Origin of the sequence: Nocardiopsis sp. CC223A (genome assembly GCF_030766825.1) — a bacterium.
Lineage (GTDB): Bacteria > Actinomycetota > Actinomycetes > Streptosporangiales > Streptosporangiaceae > Nocardiopsis.
On the sequence record NZ_JASFDV010000109.1, the window covers coordinates 1 to 18928 of the forward strand.

Sequence of the window (18928 nt, forward strand, 5' to 3'; positions counted from 1 at the left end):
GCCGGTGGGCGGGGACCCGTCGGAGTACGGGTTCGGAGGCCCGCAGGGCCCTGGTCCCCGGCCGGGGGGCATCGCGGTTCGGGGGTCCAGTTCCACGAGGTCGCCGAAGTCGGGGCCGCCGTCGGCGACCGGCCGCAGGCGGTCGGGGCCGCCGTGCGGGTCGGCCCGGTGTTCCGGCCCGTGCTCGGAGCGCTCTCCCGCGGCGGGCTCGGGCCGGGACCCCAGCAGGCCGAACGCCCGGCGCACATCCCCCTCCGGAGGTGCCGCCGCGGCCGGGACCACGCCGCGCGGACCGGCCGCCGCCGGTGTGTCGGCCGGTTCCAGCAGGGCCTTGGGGATGAGCGTGACCGCCCGGGTCCCCCCGTACGGAGAGGGCTCCAGCCACACCCGCACGCCGTGGCGTTCGGCCAGGCGGGCCACCACGAACAGCCCCAGCCGGGGGTCGTCGGGCAGCGCCATCACATCGAACTCCGGCGGCCGCGCCAGGGTGCGGCGGGCCTGTTCGTACCCGTGCTCGGACATGCCCAGGCCGCGGTCCTCGACCTCCACCAGCAGTCCCTCCGGGCAGGGGCCGCAACCCACGTCCACCGGGGTGCCCATCGGGGAGAACTGGGTGGCGTTCTCGATCAGCTCCGCGAGCAGGTGCACGATGTCGGCGACGGCCTGGCCGTGCATGAGCATGCGCGGTGCCGAGGTCAGCCGGACCCGTTCGAAGTCCTCGGTCTCGGCGATGGCGGCGCGCAGCACGTCCACGAGGGGGCGCGGCTGGCGCCAGCGGCGGGCGGACTGGCCGCCGCCGAGGATGATGAGGTTGTCGGCGTACCGTCGGGCCCGGGTGGTGAGGTGGTCGAGCCGGAACAGTCTTCCGAGGGCGTCGGGGTCCTGCTCGTCGTACTCGATCTCGTCGAGCAGCCGCAGCTGCCGTTGGACGAGGTTCTGGTTGCGGAAGGCGATGCCCAGGAACGCCTTGTTGGCACCGCGGCGGATCTCCGCCTGGCGAACGGCCGCCTCGACGGCGGTGAGCTGGGCGCTGTCGAACGCCTCGGCGACCTGGCCGATCTCGTCGTCGCCGAACTCGTCCAGCGGCGGCAGTTCCTCGTGGGCGTCCACCCGGTCCCCGCGCTGGGCCCGTTCGACGATGTCGGGCAGGTCGTCGTCGCGTTCCATGACGCGTTCGCGCAGCAGGGTGAGCCGGTCGGTGAGGCGCCGGGAGGAGCGGCCGACGGTGGCCAGTGCGATGGCGCCGCCGGCCAGGCAGACCAGGGCGGCGCCCACCCCGAAGGACACCTGGGTGAGGGCCGCGCTCCAGGCCAGGTCCACGGTCCGGTCGGCCTGGGCGACGGCCAGGTCGTCGATCAGGGCGACGGAGGCGCCGGAGGACTCGTCCCAGTCGGTGCCGTCGACGTCGATGGCGGTGTTCCACTCCGAGGGCGGACCCTGCCCGGGGTCGTCGGTGACGACCACCGGGGAGCGGGTGACGACCCCGCGGCTGAGGTCCTCGGCGCGGGTCCAGGCCGGGGCGGCGGCCATCGCCTCGTGGCGGGCGGCCACGGCCGGGGAGAGCAGGGGAGCGGCCTCGGACAGGGTGTCGCGGTAGGAGGCGGTGAGGTAGGTGAAGTGGGCGGTCTCCTCGTAGCCCATCGTGCCGCGGGCGGCGACCCCGGCCAGGAGGGCGTCGGCGGTGGAGTACTCGGCGGCGGCGCGGAGCAGTTCGCTGGTGAGGACGGCGTCGGTGAGGTTCTCCCCGCCGTCGGTGGTGTGCACCAGGGCGGTGGTGACGGCGCCGGCGGCGTCGAGGACCTCCGCGTAGCCGACCAGGATCTGTTCCTGGACGGCGGAGCCGTCGTCCAGGGCGGTGCGCAGGTCCGGCAGGTTCCCGGTGGCCTCGATGAACGCCTCGGCGCTGCGGCGGACCTCGTCGTCGCGGGTGGCCTCCAGCCGGCCGGCGAGGTCCGCGGCGTCGGCGACGGCGGTGTCGGTGCGGGCGCGCTGCTCGCGCAGGGCGCCGGTGCCGACGCGGTCCCCGGCTTCGAGGCGGCCCAGGTGGACCAGGCCCATGCGGCGCTCGGCGCGCAGTTCGAGAACGGCGGCGGAGAAGACCTCGGTGCCCTCGCGGGCCTGGGTGACGGCGCCCATGAGCCGGACGGCCTGGACGGTGCCGACGGCGGCGACGATCAGCCACAAGGCCAGGAAGCACAGGCTCGGTACGAGCACGATGCGGTTGAGCTGCCCACGGATCGTGGACGCTTTGACGCGGGTTCTGCGCATGGCCCCTCCAGCCTGTGCGGGTGCCGGGCCAACGGCCTCGGCGGCTTTCGGTCGTGCCGAGGCTATCGAAAAATTATGGCGCAACGCTGTCAAACGATTACTACGAGTTGTCTTCGGAGACGCGAAAGACCCCCGATGACCTTCCCCGACGCCTCCGAAGCTCCAGGTCGAGGCGTCTGCGAATGACGCGGGGGCCGCCCGCCGAAGCGGACGGCCCCACGAACACTCCTCATCCCACGGCGTGTCGCCGCGATCAGGCCTCCGGGCGGTGGCGCGAGCCGACCGGGGCGGGCAGCTGGTCGGCGGTCGGCGGCTGCTCGACGCCCAGCGAGTTGAGGATCTCGGCGTAGCGCAGTGCGGCGATCTTGCCGAGCAGGCCGTCGGCGCCCAGTGGGGCGCCCAGGCGCGCGCCGAACCGCTCCGCCATGGCCGACAGGTCCGCGTGCAGTTCCGGCCCCAGGGCACTGGGGGCGATGACCGGGCGGTGGCAGCCGCCCTGGCGCAGCTGGCCGATGGCCAGCTCCAGGGCCGCCTCGTCCTCCAGGTCGGCGGGCAGCACGGTCAGTCCCAGGCGGGCGGCCAGCAGGACCGCGGTCACCCCGGCCGCGGCCACGGCGGCCTCGCCGCCGACCGCGCCGACCACCACGCCGTCGGCCATGCCGGTGTCGCGGGCCACGACGCTGATCAGGCGCATGCGGTCGGCCCGCACGTAGCCGCTCTCGGCCAGCCGCAGGTGCAGGACCTCGGCGAGCATCGGGTGCGGGCCCAGGCCCTCACTGACGCGCACGTCGGCGCCGGAGGCGCGCACGGCGGCGTCGATGGCGGCCGAGACCCCGGTGTGCGGGGCAGTGACCAGGGGAACGACCACGCCGGTCAGCGGCCGCTCGCCGTCGCCCTGTAGGCCGGCCAGCGCCTCGGCGAGGGTCTCCTCGTCGCCCGCGAGGTGCCCGTGGCGGATCGTCACCTCGGGCCGGTAGGCACGCACCAGGTCGGCCATCCGGGCGCCGATGGACTCACCGTCGACGCCCCTGGCCTGCTCGGCAGCGCCCGGGACCGCCATGATCAGGGTCGGGGTCCCGAACCAGTCGTCGAAGGACAGCGGATTCCGATGGCGGCCGGACCTCCGCTTGGGCAGTTCGCGTGGGGGGAGTCGATCAGAGTTTCGCATACCAGGATTCAGGATGAGAGGCGGACGGAGCGCCCGGTCGGAGCGTTGTCACTGACGCGCCATTGTAGCGTTCCAGGGCATATCCACGGGCGTGTCTCCCGAACGTACACCGGACCGTGCCCCCGCCGGCGGAGCGGGGTACCGCCCCGGTGGGCTCACCCGCTCAGGGCCGGACTGCGGCCGCGGATGACATGGGTGACCAGGGCGACCAGCACGTCCCGGCAGGAGGCCCGGTCGCGGGCGTCGGCGAGGACGATGGGGACCGCGGCGTCCACGTCCAGTGCCCGGCGCACCTCCTCGGTGTCGTAGTCCTCGGCTCCCTCGAAGCGGTTGACCGCCACCGCGAAGGGGACCCCGCGGCGCTCGAAGAAGTCCACCGCGTGGAAGCAGGTCTCCAGACGGCGGGTGTCGGCCAGGATCACCGCGCCCAGGGCGCCCTCGGCGAGTTCGTCCCACATGAACCAGAAGCGGTCCTGCCCCGGCGTGCCGAACAGGTAGAGGACGACGTCGGGGTTGACGGTGATGCGACCGAAGTCCAGGGCGACGGTGGTGGTGGTCTTGTCCTCCACTCCCCCGAGGTCGTCGATCCCGTAGCTGGCCTCGGTCATCACCTCCTCCGTGCTCAACGGGGTGATCTCGCTGACCGAGGCCACCATGGTGGTCTTCCCGGCGCCGAAGCCGCCGGCGATGATGATCTTGACCGCCTGGGGGATCGCCTCGGTCTCCCCCGGCCTGGTCTCAGAGTCTGCGGATGCCATCGAGTACCGCCTGAAGCACTTTCTTCTCGGGGAGCCGGGAAACGGGCGTCGCCGCCCGGGTGCGGATGTCGCCGTCGGCGAGCAGGTCGCCCAGCAGCACCCTGACCACGGTGAGGGGGATGTCGAGTCGGGCGGAGACCTCCGCCACCGAGATGGGCCTGCGGCACAGTTCGAGGATGGCCCGGCACTCCGGTTCCAGCGGCCGTTCGCGCCGGTCGCGGGCGGCCACCACGATGGTGATGAGGTCCAGTCGGGGACCCGCGGCGCTGGGCCGGACCCGGCCGCGGGTCAGCGTGTAGGGGCGGACCAGGGCCCCCTCGGAGGTGCCGCCGGGGGACAGGCCGGCGGCGGGTCCTTCGGAGGTGGGGTGTCCGCGCCCGGGATACCAGGGCACGACGGCTCGGCGGGAGGCCCGGCCCCGTCGCTCCTCCTGCGCGGTCATGAGCCGGCACCCCCGGTGGCGGTGAGCTCGCCGGGGCGGCGGGGCGGGGCGGTGAGGAACTGGCCCACCCGTTTGACCCGCAGGTTCATCTCGTAGGCGACCAGGCCCACGTCGGCGTCCTCGGTGGCCAGCACCGCCAGGCAGGCCCCGGCACCGGCGGCGGTGACGAAAAGGTAGGAGTGCTCCATCTCCACCACGGTCTGGCGGACGTCGCCGCCGCCGAAGTGCCGCCCGGTGCCCCGGGCCAGGCTCTGGAAGGCGGAGGCCAGGGCCGACAGGTGTTCGGCGTCCTCGGGCGGCAGCTCCCGGGAGCGGCCCAGGAGGATCCCGTCGGCCGACAGCACGATCGCGTGCGCGGCCCCGACGACCCGGTCGGCCAGGTCGTCCAGGAGCCAGTCGAGGTTGTCCACGGCGTTGCTCTTGCCCACCATCTCAGTCGTTCTCTCCCCTGTGGTCGTCGGTGCTGCCACCGACATGGCTGTCGTACTGCCGCCCGTCCCCGTCGACGTCCGCGGCACGGCCCCTGCGGGTCCCGGCGCTGAAGGCGTCCATCATGCGGCGGGCCTGTTCCGGGCTGCGGGCGTTCGGCGACGCGGTCGGCTCCTCCCCCGGTTCCGGTGCGGGCGAGCGTTTGAGTTGGGGGGCGAGGTTGGCCTGCCGCCTGCGTCGGGGCAGGCCGGGACGGTCTCCGTCGACCTCCAAGCGGTCGTCGGTGCGGGCGGGCCCGGTGCGCGCGGGGGCGTCCTGCTCCGCGTCGTCCGCGGGCGTGTCGTTGTGCGCACCGTCCGCGGGCCGCAGGTCGGGGACGCTGCGCAGCAGCGGGGCACGGTACCCGGTGTCGTCCTCGCACCCCTCGGGCGGGGGCACCGGGCGCAGCCGGGGCCGGGACGGGAGGGGCTCGTCGTCGGCGACCAGGACGTCGACCGCGGCCCCGGCCTCCGGCCCGTCCTGCGCCGGGGTGCGCGGAACGCGGCGGGCGGTGGACCGGGAGCGGTCGGGCACCGCCCCGGCGGCGGTGAACAGGGTTCCGGGCAGGAGCACGACGGCGCGGGTGCCGCCGTAGGGCGAGGTCCGCAGCTCGACCTGGACATCGTGCTTGACGGCCAGCCGGGCGACCACGAACAGGCCCAGGCGGGCGTCGGTGCCCGCCGCCATGACGTCGAACTCGGGCGCCTCGCTCAGGGTGGTGTTGGCGCGGGCCAGGGCGTCCTCGGTCATGCCCAGGCCGCGGTCCTCGATCTCGACGGCCACGCCCCTGGGCACGGAGTCGGCGGAGATGGTGACGTCGGTGTGCGGGGGCGAGTAGGCGGTGGCGTTCTCCACCAGCTCGGCGAGCAGGTGGATGACGTCGGCGACGGCGGCGCCGGCCAGGGACCGCTCGGGCACGGAGGTGATGTGGACCCGGGCGTACTCCTCGGTCTCGGAGACGGCGCCCCGCAGGATGTCGATCAGCGGGATGGGCCGGCGCCAGCGCCGCCCGGGCCGTGAGCCGCCGAGGATGATGAGGTTCTCGGCGTGGCGGCGTCCGCGGGTGGCGAGGTGGTCGAGCCGGAAGATGCTCTCCAGCAGGTCGGGGTCGTCCTCCTCGCGCTCGATCCGGTCCAGCAGCTGGAGTTGGCGCTGCACCAGCGACTGGTTGCGGTGGGCGATGCCCAGGAACACCCGGTTGACCCCCGAGCGCAGCTCGGCCTGTTTGACGGTGGCGGCGACGGCGGTGCGCTGGGCGATGTTGAAGGCGTCGGCGACCTGGCCGACCTCGTCGTCACCGTGGTCGAGCTGCTTGATCTCGGCCTCGGGGTCGACGCTCTCCCCGGCCTCCAGTCGGCGCACGATGCGGGGCAGGTCGACACGGGCGATGCCCAGGGTCTCGGCGCGCAGCCGGGCCAACCGGTGGGTGAGGCGTCCGGCGGAGCGGGCGGCCACGCCGTAGGCGACGGTGCCCGCGAACAGGGAGGTGATGCCGCCGCCCAGGGAAAGGCTGAGCATCCAGGCGCTGGCGGCCTCGGTCGCGGTGACCACGTCGCCGGCCCGGCCGACGGTGAGGTCGGCCAGTTCGGCGTTGACCGGGTCGGCCTCGTCCCGCCAGTCGGCCAGCCCGGCGGGCGGCGAGGTGTCGCGGACGATCTCGGCGGTGATCGGGTCCAGGGAGGCGGGGGCCTCGTGGGCGCCGATGGTGCCGCCGATCTCCAGGAGCCGCCGCCACGGGGCGCTCTCGGTGACGGCGGCGGGGGTGGGCGCCCGGGGGTCGTCGCCGGGGTGGACGGTGTCCAGGCGCAGGCGGGCGTCGTGGAGCAGGGCGGTGATCCGCGTCTGCTCGTCTCGGGTGAGTTCGCCGCGGGCGGCGACGGCGGCGACCAGGGCGTCGGCGTGGCTGAAGGACTCCTGGGCCCAGAGCAGGTCGGTGGTGGCGGCGGCCTCGGCGGAGGCGCGGCCGTCGTCCAGGGAGCGGATGGTGCCGGAGTACAGGCGGATGCCCCGGTGGATCGCCGAGGTGTAGGCCTCCAGGGTGTCGGCGCCGGAGGCCGCGGGGTCGGCCAGGGCCGCCGTGCGGGCCGCGGCGACGGCGTCGAAGGAGGCCAGGAGGTCCTCGGTGAGGCCGGGGGTGTCGGGGTCGTCCCGGTCGCCGAGGGAGCCGTCGAGGCCGCGAACGGTGTCGACGGCCTCGTCGGTGAGGTGGGCGCGGTCGGCCAGGGCCCGGCGGGACCCGGCCCCGGGGGCGGCCAGGTATTCGGCGGCCAGGCGGCGCTCCTCCTGAAGGTGGGTGAGCGCGGTCACCAGGTGGATGCCCGCCCGGCCCTCGGTCACCGCCGAGCGCAGCGATACGGCCTGGGCCAGTGTCGCCATGCTGAGCAGGACGAACAGGGCCAGGAAGGTGATGCTCGGGATCAGCACGATCTTGTTGAGCTGCGCCCGGATGCCGCGGCGTCGGCCTCCCGGTCGTCCCATTGCGCTCCTCCAGCGGACTGATCGCGGGCACCGGTCGGTGTGACTCCGATGCGGATCATCACCGTGTGCACAGGGGAGAGCACTCAGCGGCGCCCGCAGACTTCGGACGCTATCGCACCGCCGGTCGGGCTGCCGGGGAAACGGCGAAATACGCTCGGGTCCGGGCGCCCGCCGCACGATCGGCGCGCGTGGGCCGCCCCGGGGCCCGTCCCCTGGGAGCAGGGGAGGCGAGGGCTCCGGTCGAACACGGCAGGGCGCCCCGTGGTCTCGGGGCGCCCTGCGGTGTGAGCCGTGGGAACGGACTAGGAGAAGGCCTTGCGGTTCTCGTCGACGGCGGCGCGCAGCCGGTCGAGCTGCTCGGCGACGCGGACGGGCGCGGTCCCGCCCCGGCCGGCGCGCGAGGCCAGGGAACCCTCCACCGCCAGGACCTCGCGCACCGCGGGGGTCAGGTGCGGGGAGATCGCGGCGAAGTCGTCGTCGGACAGGTCGGGCAGGTCGATGCCGCGTTCCTCGCACACCCGCACGCAGGTCCCGGCGATCTCGTGGGCGTCGCGGAACGGCACCCGCTCGCGGACCAGCCACTCGGCGATGTCGGTGGCCAGCGAGAAGCCCTGCGGGGCCAGCTCGGCCATGCGGTCGGTGTGGAACGTCAGGGTCGCGACCATGCCGGTCATCGCGGGCAGCAGCAGGTGGAGGGTGTCGACGGCGTCGAACACCGGTTCCTTGTCCTCCTGTAGGTCGCGGTTGTAGGCGAGGGGCAGCCCCTTGAGGGTCGCGAGCAGTCCGGCGAGGTCGCCGATGAGGCGGCCCGCCTTGCCGCGGGCCAGCTCGGCCACGTCGGGGTTCTTCTTCTGGGGCATGATCGACGACCCGGTGGAGAAGGCGTCGTCGAGGGTGACGAAGGAGAACTCCTTGGTCGCCCAGAGGATGACCTCCTCTGACAAGCGCGACAGGTCCACGCCGATCATGGCGGTGACGAACGCGAACTCGGCGACGACGTCGCGGGATGCGGTGCCGTCGATGGAGTTCTCCACCGAGGCGGGGAAGCCCAGTTCGGCGGCGACGGCCTCCGGGTCCAGGCCCAGGGAGGACCCGGCCAGCGCGCCGGAGCCGTAGGCGGACACGGCGGCACGGCGGTCCCAGTCGCGCAGGCGCTCGATGTCGCGCACCAGCGGCCAGGCGTGCGCCATGAGGTGGTGGGCCAGCAGTACCGGCTGGGCGTGCTGGAGGTGGGTGCGGCCGGGCATGGCGGCGCCGGGGTGGGCGGCGGCCTGGTCGGCCAGGGCGTTCACCAGTTCCAGCAGCCCGGCGGCGATCGCCCGGGCCTCCTCGCGCAGGTACATGCGGACGAGGGTGGCGATCTGGTCGTTGCGGGAGCGCCCGGCACGCAGTCGTCCGCCCAGTTCGGCGCCGACCCGCTCGATGAAGCCGCGTTCCAGGGCGGTGTGCACGTCCTCGTCCTCCAGGACGGGGGTGAAGGCGCCCGAGGCGACGTCGGCCTCCAGCCGGTCGAGGCCGGCGATCATGCGGTCGAGCTCGTCTTCGGTGAGCAGTCCGGCGCGGTGCAGTGCCCGGGCGTGGGCGCGCGATCCGGCGATGTCGTGGCGGGCCAGCCGCCAGTCGAAGTGGGTGCTCAGCGACAGCCGGGCCAGGGCCTGGTCCGGTCCGCCCTCGAAGCGGCCTCCCCACAGGCGCAGCGCCTCGGGCTGGTCGGCCATGGTGTGGTTCTCCTCAACGTGGTTCGGATGCGGGCCGCGGGACCGCCGGCGGCGGCGCGCGGGTACCGCTACGGCCTGCGGTCGGCCAGCCGCAGCAGTGCGGCGGCCAGGTCCTCACCGCCCCGGGGGTCGCGGGAGATGACCAGGATGGTGTCGTCTCCGGCGATCGTCCCCAGGATGGCGTGGAAGTCGGTGTGGTCGATGGCCGAGGCCAGGAACTGCGCGGCGCCCGGCGGGGTGCGGACGATGACCATGTTGGCGGACGCCTCCGCCGACACCAGGAGGTCCTCGGCCAGCCGGGTGAGCCGGGCGCCGGAGGCCTGGGACAGGTCCAGGGTGTCGGGGCGGGTGCGCTGGAGGCGCTCGCCGCCCTCCCCCGGCAGGACGTAGGCCAGGTGCCCGGCGGCGGTGCGGAGCTTGACCGCGCCGAGTTCGTCCAGGTCTCGGGAGAGGGTGGCCTGGGTGACCAGGACGCCCGTTTCGGCGAGCCGTTTGGCCAGTTCGCCCTGGGAGCGGATGTCCTCGCGGGTGAGGACCTCGGTGATGCGGGCGTGCCGCGCCGCCTTGGTCATCGGTGCGGTGGCGCCCCCGTCGGCGGTCATCGTCGGACGTCCCCTCCGGCGTCGGTGTGCTCCAGCAGGAAGGCCAGCAGGGCCTTCTGGGCGTGGCGTCGGTTCTCGGCCTCGTCCCAGACGACGCTCCGCGGACCGTCGATGACACCCGCGGAGATCTCCTTACCACGGTAGGCGGGCAGGCAGTGCAGGACGATCGCGTCGGGGTCGGCGGCGGACACGAGGTCCTCGTCGACGATGTAGGGGCGGAAGGGGGCCTCGCGGTCGGCGGCCTCGGCCTCCCGGCCCATGGACACCCAGGTGTCGGTGGCCAGGACGTCGGCCCCGGCGGCGGCCTCGCGGGGGTCGGCGGTGACGGCGACCGACCCACCGGTGGTGCGGGCGATCTCGGCGGCACGGGCCAGGACCCGCGGGTCGGGGTGGTAGCCGTCGGGGGCTCCGACGCGGACGTGGAGTCCGGCGGTGGCGCCGCCCAGCAGGTAGGAGTGCGCCATGTTGTTGGCGCCGTCGCCCAGGTAGGCCAGGGTGAGCCCGGCCAGGGCGCCCTTGTGCTCGCGGACCGTCTGGAGGTCGGCGAGGATCTGGCAGGGGTGGAACTCGTCGGTGAGGGCGTTGACCACCGGAACGGTGATGTCGGCGGCCAGGGTCTCCAGGTCGGCCTGGGCGAAGGTGCGCCAGACGACGGCGGCGACCTGGCGTTGCAGGACGCGGGCGGTGTCGGCGAGGGGTTCGCCGCGCCCCATCTGGGTGCTGCCCGAGTCCAGGACCAGGGGGGTGCCGCCGAGGTCGGCGACACCGACGCTGAAGGACAGGCGGGTGCGGGTGGAGGGCTTGTCGAAGAGGAGGGCGACGGTGCGCGGACCGGCCAGGGGCCGCTGCGCGAAGCGGTCCTTCTTCATGGCGTCGGCGAGGTCCAGCACCCTGGTCTGCTCGGCCGGGCTCAGGTCGTCATCGCGCAGGAAGTGCCGGGTCATGACTGCTTCTCCTTGGTGGCGGCCTCGGCGGCGTCGAGGACGGTGGGCAGGGCTTCGATGAAGACCCCGATCTGCTCGGGTGTGATGACCAGGGGCGGGGCGAGCCGGATGACGTCGGGGGCGACCGCGTTGACCAGGAAGCCGCGGACCGCGGCCTGTTCCTGGACGTGGGCGGCGTGCGGCCCGGTCAGGGTCAGGGCCCGCCACAGGCCCGACCCGCGCTGCCCGGCCACCAGGGGGTGGTCGATCGCGTCGAGCTGCTCGGCGAGCAGGTCGCCCATGACTGCGGTGTGGGCGAGCAGGCCCTCTTTCTCGATGGTGTCCAGGACGGCCAGGGCCGCCGCGCAGGCGATGGGGTTGCCGCCGAAGGTGGAGCCGTGGTCGCCCTTGTGGAAGGCGTCGGCGTAGCGGCCGAACCCGACACAGGCGCCGATGGGCAGGCCGCCGCCCAGCCCCTTGGCGAGGGTGAGGACGTCGGGACGCACCCCGGCCTCCTGGTGGGCGAACCAGGCGCCGGTGCGGCCGATGCCGCTCTGGATCTCGTCCAGGACGAAGGCCGCGCCGGTGGCGTCGCAGACCTCACGGACCCCGGCGAGGTAGCCCTCGGGGGCGGGGACCACACCGGCCTCGCCCTGGGTGGGTTCGACGAACACGGCGGTGCAGCCGGTGTCGACGGCCTCGCGCAGGGCGTCGAGGTCGCCGTGGGGGACGAAGCGCACGTCCATGCCGAACGGCCCGAAGGGCTCGCGGATGGCGTCCTTGCCGGTCAGGGCCAGGGAACCGGAGGTACGGCCGTGGAAGCCCTTCCCGGCCGCGACGAAGTAGTGGCGGCCCGGGCCGGCGGCGCGCTTGACCAGTTTGAGGGCGGCCTCGTTGGCTTCGGTGCCGGAGTTGGAGAAGTACACCTTGGCGTCGCCGCCGAGCAGGGCGACGAGCCGCTCCGCCAGTTCGATCTCGCGTTCGTTGATGAAGAGGTTGCTGGTGTGGGCGAGGGTGGCCGCCTGGTGGGCCACGGCCTTGACCAGGGCGGGGTGGCCGTGTCCCAGGGAGGAGACGGCGATGCCCGCGATGAGGTCGAGGTACTGGCGCCCGTCGGCGTCGTAGACCTCGCAGCCGCGTCCCAGGGTGAGGGCGATCTGCGGGACGCCGTAGTTGGGCATGAGCGAGGCCGCGAAGCGTTCGCGCAGTTCGGAGCCGGTCATGGCCTGCCTCCGTCGGTGTCGTCGGTGCGGATGTCGTGGGGGCGCCAGGGGCGCGGGCGGTCGCCGGCCAGGAGGGCCGCCTCCAGTTCCTCGTCGGCGACCATCGTGCCGACGCCCTGGTCGGTGAAGACCTCCAGGAGGAGGGAGTGCGGAACGCGGCCGTCGATGATGTGGGCCTGGGGCACACCGCCCTGGACGGCGGTGAGGCAGGCCTCCATCTTGGGGAGCATGCCGGCGGAGAGCGTGGGCAGCAGGGCCCGGAGCTCGTCGATGTTGAGGCGGCTGATCAGCTCGGTGTTGGCCGGGTAGTCGGCGTAGAGGCCTTCGATGTCGGTGAGCATGATGAGCTTGCTCGCGCCCAGGGCGACGGCGAGCTCGGAGGCGGCGGTGTCGGCGTTGACGTTGTAGACGCCGCCGTCGTCGGCGCGGGCGACGCTGGAGACGACGGGGATGCGGCCGTCGGCCAGCAGGGCCGCGACGGCGCCGGCGTTGACCTCGGTGACCTCGCCGACGCGGCCGAGGTCGACGGCCTCGCCGTCGACCGTGACGCTCTTGCGTTCGGCGACCAACAGGTTGGCGTCCTCGCCGGACATGCCGACGGCGAAGGGTCCGTGCCGGTTGATCAGGCCGACGATCTCGCGGTTGACCTGGCCGGTGAGGACCATGCGGACGATGTCCATGGCCTCGTCGGTGGTGACGCGCAGCCCGGCGGTGAAGGTGGACTCCACGCCGGAGCGGTCGAGCATGGCGCTGATCTGGGGTCCGCCGCCGTGGACGACGACGGGGCGCAGTCCGGCGTAGTAGAGGAAGACGACCGATTCGGCGAAGCGGACGCGCAGTTCCTCGCTGATCATGGCGTTGCCGCCGTACTTGACCACGACGGTGCGGCCGTGGAAGCGGGACAGCCAGGGCAGCGCCTCGATGAGGTTGGCGGCCTTGTCGATGGCCTGGGCCCGGTCGTTGCCCGTGGCGGTGCTATCGGTGGGTCGGGAGATCATGTCCGGTTCTCGTGCTCCGTGGTGGCGGGGTCGGCGTCGATCTGGGCGGCCAGGTCCGCGCACACGTCGGCGAGCAGGGCCGCGAAGGCCTCCTCGTCGGGGGCGGTGCCGGCGGCTCCGCTGGCCATGAGCAGGGCGGTGTCGGCCGGTCCGGCGAACGGCGGCAGTGTCTTGGCCACGGCGTCGGCGATGAGGGCGTGGCACCGGTCGGCGGTCAGGTCGGCGTCGGTGGTGACGATGTACAGGCCGCTGGACAGGGACGGGTCGGGCCCCTTGGCCATGGCGCCGACGGTGTAGCCGTCCCCGCGCCGGAAGACGATCTTGGCGACGGTGTCGGTGGTGCGGACGGCGTCGGCGGCGGTCAGCCCGCCGGAGCGGGAGAGTTCGGCGACGGCGGCGGTGACGCCGCCGGTGAGCCGGTCCAGGGGCGGGCGGACGCCGACGGGTCCGGCGGCGCACAGGGCGATCTCGGCGGCGGAGTCGTCGACGGCGGCCGCGGTGTGCTCGGCCAGGGCGTGGACGTCCTGGAAGCCGAGGGGGACGGTGTCGACGTTGGCGCAGCCGGAGTTGAGGACGACGGCGCGGACCCGGCCGCCGGCCAGGACCTGGCGGGACCACAGGGCGGGCGCCGAGCGGTCGGCGTCGGTACCGAAGACCGCCCCGGCGGCCCGGGAGGGGCCGTCGTTGACGAGGACGGCGACGTCGCGCGCGTCGGGATCGGCGATGCCCGCGCTGACGCCCGCGGCCCGAAAGCCCAGGGGTGCGGTGACGCTCACGTTGTGCCTTTCCAGCTTTCCGGTGGTCAGGGGGCCACGGCGGCGAGCGGGAGGCCGGTGGTCTCGGGCAGGCCCAGGGCGAGGTTGGCGCTCTGGATCGCGCCGCCCGCGGTGCCCTTGGTGAGGTTGTCCAGGGCGGCGACGGCGACCATGCGTCCGGCCTCGGGGTCCACGGTCACCTGGACGAGGGTGGTGTTGGCGGCGAGCGTCATGGCGGTGCTGGGCCAGGTCCCCTCGGGCAGGAGGTGGACGAAGGGCTCGTCGGCGTAGGTGGTCGTGTAGGCGGCGCGGACCTGGTCGGCGGTGACACCGGGCTTGAGGGGCGCGGTGCAGGTGGCGAGGATGCCGCGGGGCAGGGGGGCCAGGACCGGGGTGAAGGACAGCTTGACGGGTTCGCCGGTGACCGCGGTGAGGTTCTGGACGATCTCGGGGTTGTGGCGGTGGACGCCGCCGACGCCGTAGGGGGTGAGGGCGCCCATGACCTCGCTGCCGATGAGGTTGGGCTTGGGGGCCTTGCCCGCGCCGGAGGTGCCGGTGACGGCGACGACGGTGAGGTCGGGTTCGACGAGCTGCTCGGCCAGGCCGGGGAAGAGCGCGAGGGTGGCGACGGTGACGTGGCAGCCGGGGACGGCGACGCGGTTGGCGCCGGTGAGGCGTTCGCGCTGGCCGGGCAGCTCGGGCAGGCCGTAGGGCCAGGTCCCGGCGTGGGGGGTGCCGTAGAAGCGTTCCCAGGAGGAGGAGTCCACGAGCCGGAAGTCGGCACCGCAGTCGATGACCAGGACGTCCTCGCCGAGCTGCCGGGCGATGTCGGCGGACTGGCCGTGCGGCAGGGCCAGGAACACGAGGTCGTGGCCGCGCAGGGAGTCGATGTCGGTGGGGGCGAGGATGCGGTCGGCCAGCGGGAGCAGGTGCGGCTGGTGTTGGATGAGGGGGGTCCCGGCGTTCTTGGCGGCGGTGACGGCGCCGATCTCGATGTCGGGGTGGTCGATCAGCAGGCGGAGCACCTCGCCTCCGGCGTATCCACTGGCCCCGGCGACCGCCGCGTTGTAACCCATGGTGCTCCCCCCACTCTCGATGACTGAACTATCATGCACACTGCTGCAAATTTATGCAAGCCGAATCGGAGGGAGGCCGGTGCGAGCACGCTCACACCGGCCCCGGTACGGCGGTGTTCGGTCAGCGGCCGGCGATGCGGGTGGCGATGCCGGCGAGGCGGGAGGTGTGCGCCTTCTCGTCCGGGGTCTTGGACTCGCGGCGGTCGGCGGTGCGGTAGAGCCCGTAGATGACCTGGGTGCCGACCCAGCGCAGCGGCTCGGGTTCCCAGCCGCGCACCCGGTGGCCGACCCAGGGCAGCCGGGTGAGCTCGGTGTCCCGGCCCAGGATGAGGTCGCGCAGGGTGCGCCCGGCCAGGTTGCTGGTGGCCACGCCGCTGCCGACGTAGCCCCCGGCCCAGCCGATACCGGTCTCGGTGTCCATGTGCACGCTGGGGCACCAGTCGCGGGGCACGCCCAGGACACCGGACCAGGCGTGCTCGACGGGCACCTCCGCCACGTCCGGGAACATGCGGGTGAGCGCGTGCCACAGCTCGGCGATGGCCTGGGGCTGGGTGGCGCCGTCCTTGTCCTGGGCCGAGCCGAAGCGGTAGGGCACGCCCCGGCCGCCGATGGCGATGCGGTCGTCGGCGGTGCGCTGGGCGTAGACGTAGGCGTGCGCGGTGTCGCCCAGGACGTCGCGGCCCTCCCAGCCGATCTTGTCCCACACCCGGGCCGGGACGGGCTCGGTGGCGATCATCGAGGAGTTCATCGGCAGCCACTCGCGGCGCTGGCCGCGCAGGGTGGAGGTGAAACCCTCGGTGGCGCGCACGACGTGGTCGGCGTAGACGGTGCCGTGGTCGGTGACCACGGCCGGGCGGGCCACGCCCCGGCGGGGGCGGATCTCCTCCACGGCGGTTCCCTCGAAGATCGTCACCCCCAGCGCCTCGACCGCCCTGGCCAGGCCGGTGACCAGCTTGGCGGGCTGCACGCGCGCGGCGTGCGGGGAGTAGGCGCAGGCGACCGCGTCGGCGATGGCCAGGGAGGGGGTGTGCCCCTCGGGGAGCATGTGGATGTCGTCGGGCCAGTACCCCCACTCCTGGAGGTACTCGATGTCCTCGGCCAGCCGGTCGCGCTGGGCGGTGTTGGTGGCGACCAGGCGCATGCCGCCCTTGACGATGTCGGCGTCGATGCCCTCGGCGTCGGCGACGGAGACGACCTCGTCGACGGTGCTCATCATGGCGCGTTGCAGGGCGATGAACGCGCTTTTTCCGTGTGACTGCGCGTAGCGCTCGCGGGAGCCCGCGAACTCGGCCGACAGCCACCCTCCGTTACGGCCGGAGGCGCCGAAGCCGGCGAACTCGCGCTCGACCACCGCGATGCGCAGATCGGGCTGCGCCTTCTTGAGGTAGTAGGCGGTCCACAGCCCCGTGTACCCCGCCCCGACGATGCAGACGTCGTAGTCGGCGGTGCCCGGCAGCGGGTCCCGCCGCTCGGGTAGTCCGATGTCACGGAACCAGAAGGAGACGGAGCCGTTGACGAACCGGGAGGACCGGGGGATCGGCCTCAGCTGCGCGGCAGTGGTGAACAGTCCCATGATTCCCCCCGGACCTTGCCGTTGGAGCCCCTCCCCAGGGGCCCTCGAACATCCGCCAACCTACACGGGAACGAAGGCCGGTGGGACGTTTCCCGTACTTTCGTACGGACACGACGACATTCCGACCGGGGAATCGACTACCGAGCGTCTCCGTTGGATGGTCTCGGGTCAGACCGCACTGTCACGGAGCGTGCGCGCGACCGCGGACAGGGTGCGCACGCCCTCCTCCCCCAGCGGCCCGAGGACGTGCTCGCGCAGCCGCTCGACGTGCTTGACCCGCACCTGGTTGATGAACTCCACCCCCTGGGGGGTGAGGGTCGCGTAGACCACGCGCCGGTCGGAGGAGCAGTTCTCGCGCTTGAGGTAACCCTCGCGTTCGAGCCGGTCGGCGAGTTTGGTGAAGCCGCCGGTGCTGAGGCTGACCTCGCGGGCCAGGCGGCTCATCGGGAGCCGGTGGCCGGGGGTTCGCTGTAGGCGTATGAGGACCTCGAACCAGGGGCCGGCCATGTCCTTGCCGTCGGGGGTGATGCCGCGCAGCAGCCTGGGGTGCACGCCGTTCATGGCCTCGTGCAGCAGGCCCCAGGCGGTGATGAGGTCGTCGTCGGTGAGCGTCGCGGTGTCCTCGGTCGGCTGTGCGGTCATGGTCCGCCCCCTCAAGAAGTATCTTCCCGAGAAACAATACCGGATGGTGGACACACGGGAAAGTCTTTTCCAAGGAAAATACTTCACAGGGTCGACTTCAGGGCGGCCGGGACGTCGTCCCGGCCGCCCCCCGCACCGGGCCGGAGCCGAGCGAAGGCCCGGACCGGAGTCGTTCGCGGACCGGTGTCAGTGCCGGGCGGCGACCGCGTCCAGGGCACCGGCCAGGGTGGAGACCAGGTGGTCGATCTGCTCCCAGGTGATGATCAGCGGCGGCGAGATGAGCAGCGCCGTCGGGACCGCCCGCAGGATCACACCGCGCGCCCGCGCCTCGGCGAACACCTCCGCCGTGGTGATCCCCCGCTCCGCCAGTGCCTCCTCGGTGAGCTCCACCGCCGCCATCACCCCGGTGCCCGCGCGGACCTGCGCGACCAGCGGGTGGTCGGCCAGGGTGCGCAGCGCCCCGTCCAACTGCCGCTCCACCTCCAGGGACACCGTGAACAGGTCCTCCCGCTCCAGGATGTCGAGGTTGGCCATGGCCGCCGCGCACGCGGTCGGGTGCCCGGCGTAGGTGGTGCCGTGCAGGAACGGGTGCCCGTCCTGGTACCAGAACGGGTCGGCCACCCGGCCGCTCACCACCACGCCGCCCAGCGGCAGGTAACCGCTGGAGACGCCCTTGGCGAAGACGATCATGTCGGGCCGCACCCCGAACCGCTCGATCCCGAACCAGTCGCCCATCCGGGCGAACCCGCAGATGACGCTGTCGACGATGAACAGCACGCCGTACCGCTCGCAGATGCGCGCCACCTCGGCGAAGTAGCCGGGCGGCGGCGCGTACACCCCGCCCGCCCCGATGACGGGTTCGGCGAAGAAGGCGGCCACCCGCCCGGGCCCCACGCGCAGGATCTCCGCCTCCAGGGCGGCCGCGGAGTCGTGCGGGACCACGGACACGTCCTCGATCAGCGGCCCGTAACCGGTGCGGAACCGCTCCATGCCGATGACGCTGGTACCGAACCCGTGCAGGCCGTGGTACCCCCCGGTGCGGCTGATCAGGTGGACCCTGTCCGGGGCGCCGGTGACGGCGTGGAAGCGCCGGGCCAGCTTGGCCGCGGTGTCGATGGACTCCCCTCCCCCGCAGGTGAGGATCACCCGCGGGTCGTCGACCGGGGCGTGCGCGGCCAACCGCTCGCTGAGCCCCACCGCCGGGGCGTTGGCGAAGTCGCCGTAGACGGTGTAGGCGTCCAGGGTGAGAATCTGCCGGCGGACGGCCTCGGCGATCTCGGGGCGGCCGTGGCCGACGTTGCAGTACCAGAGGCTGGCGGTGCCGTCGAGGTACCGGTCGCCCGACTCGTCCCAGAGCCACACGCCCTCGGCGCGCGCCACCGTGAACTCGGGACCCTTGCGGACCGTGTTCATATCGCAGAAGGTGTGCCAGAGGCGGCCGGGCTCCCGCGTCTGCGGAGCGACGGGGACGGACGGGAGAACCGTTTCGGTCATGGGGCGACCTCCGAGCCGTGGACGTGCGCGAAGAACGACGCGCTGCCGGGAATGCTGCGTCCCCGCCTCCGGGCGCCCTGGGAGAGGCGGGTTGCTTGCAGGCTAAATGCGAGAGGCGCCTCACAGCAAGAGACGAAACGAACTTTCATGCCCCGAAACCTCGAAGTCATTCCGACTACCCCGGCGCATGGTCGCGAAAACCCATGACACGCTGGGATGACAGGGCAGAAAAAAATTCTCCGGGCCCCTTCACCGAGCATCGTTTCGACCCATTGCGGCCATCTCCGGGAAACACGAAGGGGCCGCCCCGGCGGAACGGGGCGGCCCCTCGCGGCGACGCGA

16 protein-coding genes are annotated in these 18928 nt (G+C 73.3%); all 16 read right to left on the reverse strand.

Annotation, left to right across the window (positions count from 1 at the left end):
• A partial coding sequence (locus tag QJS33_RS28480; RefSeq protein ID WP_306371157.1) for a nitrate- and nitrite sensing domain-containing protein occupies positions 1-2268 on the reverse strand: 2268 nt, incomplete at its 3' end.
• 253 nt (positions 2269-2521) lie between these two features.
• Positions 2522-3436, reverse strand: coding sequence for a sirohydrochlorin chelatase (locus tag QJS33_RS28485; RefSeq protein ID WP_306371158.1), 915 nt, complete (start codon positions 3434-3436; stop codon positions 2522-2524).
• Positions 3437-3591: 155 nt separating this feature from the next.
• On the reverse strand, positions 3592-4194 hold the full coding sequence (locus QJS33_RS28490; RefSeq protein ID WP_306371159.1) for an ATP/GTP-binding protein: 603 nt from the start codon (positions 4192-4194) through the stop codon (positions 3592-3594).
• Positions 4175-4636 (reverse strand): DUF742 domain-containing protein, encoded by a 462-nt coding sequence (locus QJS33_RS28495; protein WP_306371160.1) that lies wholly within the window; start codon positions 4634-4636, stop codon positions 4175-4177. Before QJS33_RS28495 ends, QJS33_RS28490 begins: the two co-directional genes overlap by 20 nt.
• Positions 4633-5067 carry a roadblock/LC7 domain-containing protein gene (locus QJS33_RS28500; RefSeq protein ID WP_306371161.1) on the reverse strand — a complete coding sequence of 145 codons (435 nt, stop codon included), beginning with the start codon at positions 5065-5067 and terminating at the stop codon, positions 4633-4635. The genes QJS33_RS28495 and QJS33_RS28500 overlap by 4 nt, the downstream gene beginning before the upstream one ends.
• Before the next feature lies 1 nt (position 5068).
• Positions 5069-7582, reverse strand: a complete 2514-nt coding sequence (locus QJS33_RS28505) for a nitrate- and nitrite sensing domain-containing protein (protein ID WP_306371162.1) — start codon at positions 7580-7582, stop codon at positions 5069-5071.
• 302 nt (positions 7583-7884) lie between these two features.
• Positions 7885-9300 carry an argininosuccinate lyase gene (gene argH, locus QJS33_RS28510; protein ID WP_306371163.1) on the reverse strand — a complete coding sequence of 472 codons (1416 nt, stop codon included), beginning with the start codon at positions 9298-9300 and terminating at the stop codon, positions 7885-7887.
• Positions 9301-9368: 68 nt separating this feature from the next.
• Positions 9369-9902: an arginine repressor gene (locus QJS33_RS28515; RefSeq protein ID WP_306371164.1), complete on the reverse strand. Its 534-nt coding sequence runs from the start codon at positions 9900-9902 to the stop codon at positions 9369-9371.
• Positions 9899-10846: an ornithine carbamoyltransferase gene (argF, locus tag QJS33_RS28520; protein ID WP_306371165.1), complete on the reverse strand. Its 948-nt coding sequence runs from the start codon at positions 10844-10846 to the stop codon at positions 9899-9901. The genes QJS33_RS28515 and argF overlap by 4 nt, the downstream gene beginning before the upstream one ends.
• On the reverse strand, positions 10843-12048 hold the full coding sequence (locus QJS33_RS28525; RefSeq protein ID WP_306371166.1) for an acetylornithine transaminase: 1206 nt from the start codon (positions 12046-12048) through the stop codon (positions 10843-10845). Before QJS33_RS28525 ends, argF begins: the two co-directional genes overlap by 4 nt.
• Positions 12045-13046 (reverse strand): acetylglutamate kinase, encoded by a 1002-nt coding sequence (argB, locus tag QJS33_RS28530; RefSeq protein WP_306371167.1) that lies wholly within the window; start codon positions 13044-13046, stop codon positions 12045-12047. Before argB ends, QJS33_RS28525 begins: the two co-directional genes overlap by 4 nt.
• Positions 13043-13822, reverse strand: coding sequence for a bifunctional ornithine acetyltransferase/N-acetylglutamate synthase (locus QJS33_RS28535; RefSeq protein ID WP_306371168.1), 780 nt, complete (start codon positions 13820-13822; stop codon positions 13043-13045). Before QJS33_RS28535 ends, argB begins: the two co-directional genes overlap by 4 nt.
• 26 nt (positions 13823-13848) lie before the next feature.
• Complete coding sequence (gene argC, locus QJS33_RS28540; RefSeq protein ID WP_306371169.1) at positions 13849-14877, reverse strand: N-acetyl-gamma-glutamyl-phosphate reductase; 1029 nt, start codon at positions 14875-14877, stop codon at positions 13849-13851.
• 121 nt (positions 14878-14998) lie between these two features.
• Positions 14999-16450, reverse strand: coding sequence for an FAD-binding oxidoreductase (locus QJS33_RS28545; RefSeq protein WP_306371170.1), 1452 nt, complete (start codon positions 16448-16450; stop codon positions 14999-15001).
• Positions 16451-16618: 168 nt separating this feature from the next.
• Positions 16619-17092: a MarR family winged helix-turn-helix transcriptional regulator gene (locus QJS33_RS28550; RefSeq protein WP_306371171.1), complete on the reverse strand. Its 474-nt coding sequence runs from the start codon at positions 17090-17092 to the stop codon at positions 16619-16621.
• A 186-nt stretch (positions 17093-17278) separates the two neighbouring features.
• Positions 17279-18505, reverse strand: coding sequence for an aspartate aminotransferase family protein (locus QJS33_RS28555; protein ID WP_306371172.1), 1227 nt, complete (start codon positions 18503-18505; stop codon positions 17279-17281).
• Between the last annotated feature and the right edge of the window lie 423 nt (positions 18506-18928).